This window comes from Hymenobacter agri, assembly GCF_054778495.1.
Genome location: NZ_BAAGZM010000652.1, coordinates 1 through 2,273, shown reverse-complemented (window position 1 = coordinate 2,273; position 2,273 = coordinate 1). Strand labels below are relative to the sequence as shown.

Below are 2,273 nucleotides of genomic sequence, written 5' to 3'. Positions count from 1 at the left end.
TCCGGCGGCCCCGCGCCGGCGCAGATGGTGGGCAATAAGCAGGCCCAGGGCCCCGGTAGCGCCGGCCAGCACCACGGGCGCGGCGGTAGAGTTCGTTTCAGTTTCGGGCATCAGTCAGGGCGAGGGTTTTTTTAATGAAGCGGGAGAAGCAGGCTAAATTGCCTAAAAGAACCACTGCGCCCCTACGCTTTGCGTGGCTTGGGCGCCTTCGGGGGCTTGCCTTGGGCGCGCAGGGCGGCCAGGGCCTCCGCGGTTTTGCGGCGATACTTGCGGGCTTCGCGGTGGTTGTCATCGTCGCGGTCGGTTTCGCGGTTGGGCACCGGAATGCCGTTGGCGAAGTAGCTGAGCAGGGCCGAGCGCAGGGGCGGGGTGAGGTTTTTGAAGTGGCGCTTGTGCAGCTGGCGCAGCAGCTCGCCGTAGGTGCGGTCGGCCAGCACGTAGGCGGTGGGTTCGGTGGGCCGGCCGGTGTCGAGGTTAGTGTCGGGTAGCTTCAGGGTGTGGGTGGTATCGGCGGGCTGGTTTTGGGTGAGGGTGCGAAACTGCGCCACCGAGGCCTGGTAGCTTTGGTGAAATTGCAGCGCCCCCGGCACATCGGGCAGCGTGAAGGCGTAGGGCTTGAGCGGGCCGATTTTGGGCAGCACTTTCAGCACGCCCGCCATCAGCTTCGCCCCGAAGCCGGGCCGCTCGTAGTCGTGCCCAAACTCGCGCCGAAACGCCGCGCGATTGGTGTGGTAGAGCGAGTCGCCGCGCCGGGCGCGCGGGCTCAAGGCGCTGATTTCGTCGTGCTTGTGGTGCCAGGCGGCGCGGGCGGCGGCCGGCAGCAGCTGGTTCACGGCAAAGCGGAACATGGCAATGCTGGCATCGATGCTGAAGAAAATCTGCTTCACCTCAATGCCATACGTCTGCTTGAAAGCTCGCTCCATCACCGGCTTGCTCACCCGAAAGCCGATTTCCTTGTGGTAGGTCTGGCTGCGGTAGCGCCCGGCCGCCACCTGCACCACGTCGAAGGAAAACTCCATCTCAGTGTGTCGCACCCGTGATTGCTCGTATGTGACCACCGGCCCGAACTTGGCCTTGAGGTCGGGGTACACTTCCGGGATAATGACATTGGTGCCCAGTGGGTGGCCCACATTGTCGGCGGCGTAATGGGCCAGCGCGCCCAGGGCAAAGGCGTACTCGTTGCGGTTGCGGGCCTGGCGCAGCAGGTTGCGCACGAAATCGCCGGCCCGCACATAATGCGTGAGGTTGGTGAAGAGCGTGGAGCCCAGCGGGTAGTAGCCCATGTCCTGCAGAATGGCCCCGCCGTAGGCATAGCTCTTGGCCTCGTTCAGCTGCTCGGCGGTGGCGCCGGGGTAGTTGTGCTCGAGGCGCGGCGCGATGCAGTCGGCCCAGGTCGTGTCGACGATGGCCTGATGGGTGAGCACGGAATAGGCCGCGGCCGGTGCGGCGGGCGCGGCCAGTAGCAGCAGAAAAAAAAGTAGGCGCGGCAGCATGAAAATTGGTTGCGGAACAAGCAGAACTCTGGCAACGGGAAAAGCCGGCCGGTCGTTGTGGCAGCCCGGCTGCTTTAGCCAAAAAGCACCTACCTTGCCAGCCAACTTTCCTCCGCTTGTGCTTATGCAACAGACCGATACCCTGCCGGTACCCGCGGCCATTCCCAGCCGCGCCGCCGTCGTCCGCGTGCAGGCCATCGACGCGGTGCGCGGCCTGGTCATGGTCATCATGGCCCTCGACCACATCCGCGAGTTCTGGAGCCCCACCCGCGTGCGGCCCGAAGATGTGGCCAATGCCTCGGGGCTGCTGTTTTTCACGCGCTGGATTACCCATTTCTGCGCGCCCACGTTCGTGTTTTTGTCGGGCTGCAGCATCTATCTGCTGGAGCAAAAGCTGGGTAGCCGGGCGCGGCTCAGCCGGTTTCTGCTTACGCGCGGCCTTTGGCTGGTGCTGCTGGAAGTGGTGGTCGTGAACGGCATGCTGCAGTGGGGGGGCTATAATCTCATTCTGCTGCAGGTCATTTGGGCCATTGGCTGGGGCATGGTGCTGCTGGCGGGGCTGGTGTGGCTGCCGCGCGGGGTGCTGGCGGCGCTGGCTTTCGTTATCATCGCGGGGCATAACCTGCTGCCCAACATCCAACCCGTCACGCCCGCTAACGCCCTCTGGGCGCTGCTGCACAACGGCCCGTTTCTGCTGCCGCTACCGGGGCTGCCACCGCTGCTGGTGCCGTATTCGCTGCTGCCCTGGCTGGGCCTGATGCTGGCCGGCTACGTGGTCGG

The 2,273-nt window shown here is 65.0% G+C and carries 2 protein-coding genes; one reads left to right on the top strand and one right to left on the bottom strand.

Annotation, left to right across the window (positions count from 1 at the left end):
- Positions 1 to 182: 182 nt before the first annotated feature.
- Complete coding sequence (locus tag ACYVDE_RS20645; protein WP_460503423.1) at positions 183 to 1,493, bottom strand: zinc dependent phospholipase C family protein; 1,311 nt, start codon at positions 1,491 to 1,493, stop codon at positions 183 to 185.
- 124 nt (positions 1,494 to 1,617) lie between these two features.
- Between ACYVDE_RS20645 and ACYVDE_RS20640 the strand changes: the two genes are divergently transcribed.
- On the top strand, positions 1,618 to 2,273 hold a 656-nt coding region (locus ACYVDE_RS20640; RefSeq protein ID WP_460503422.1), incomplete at its 3' end, for a DUF1624 domain-containing protein.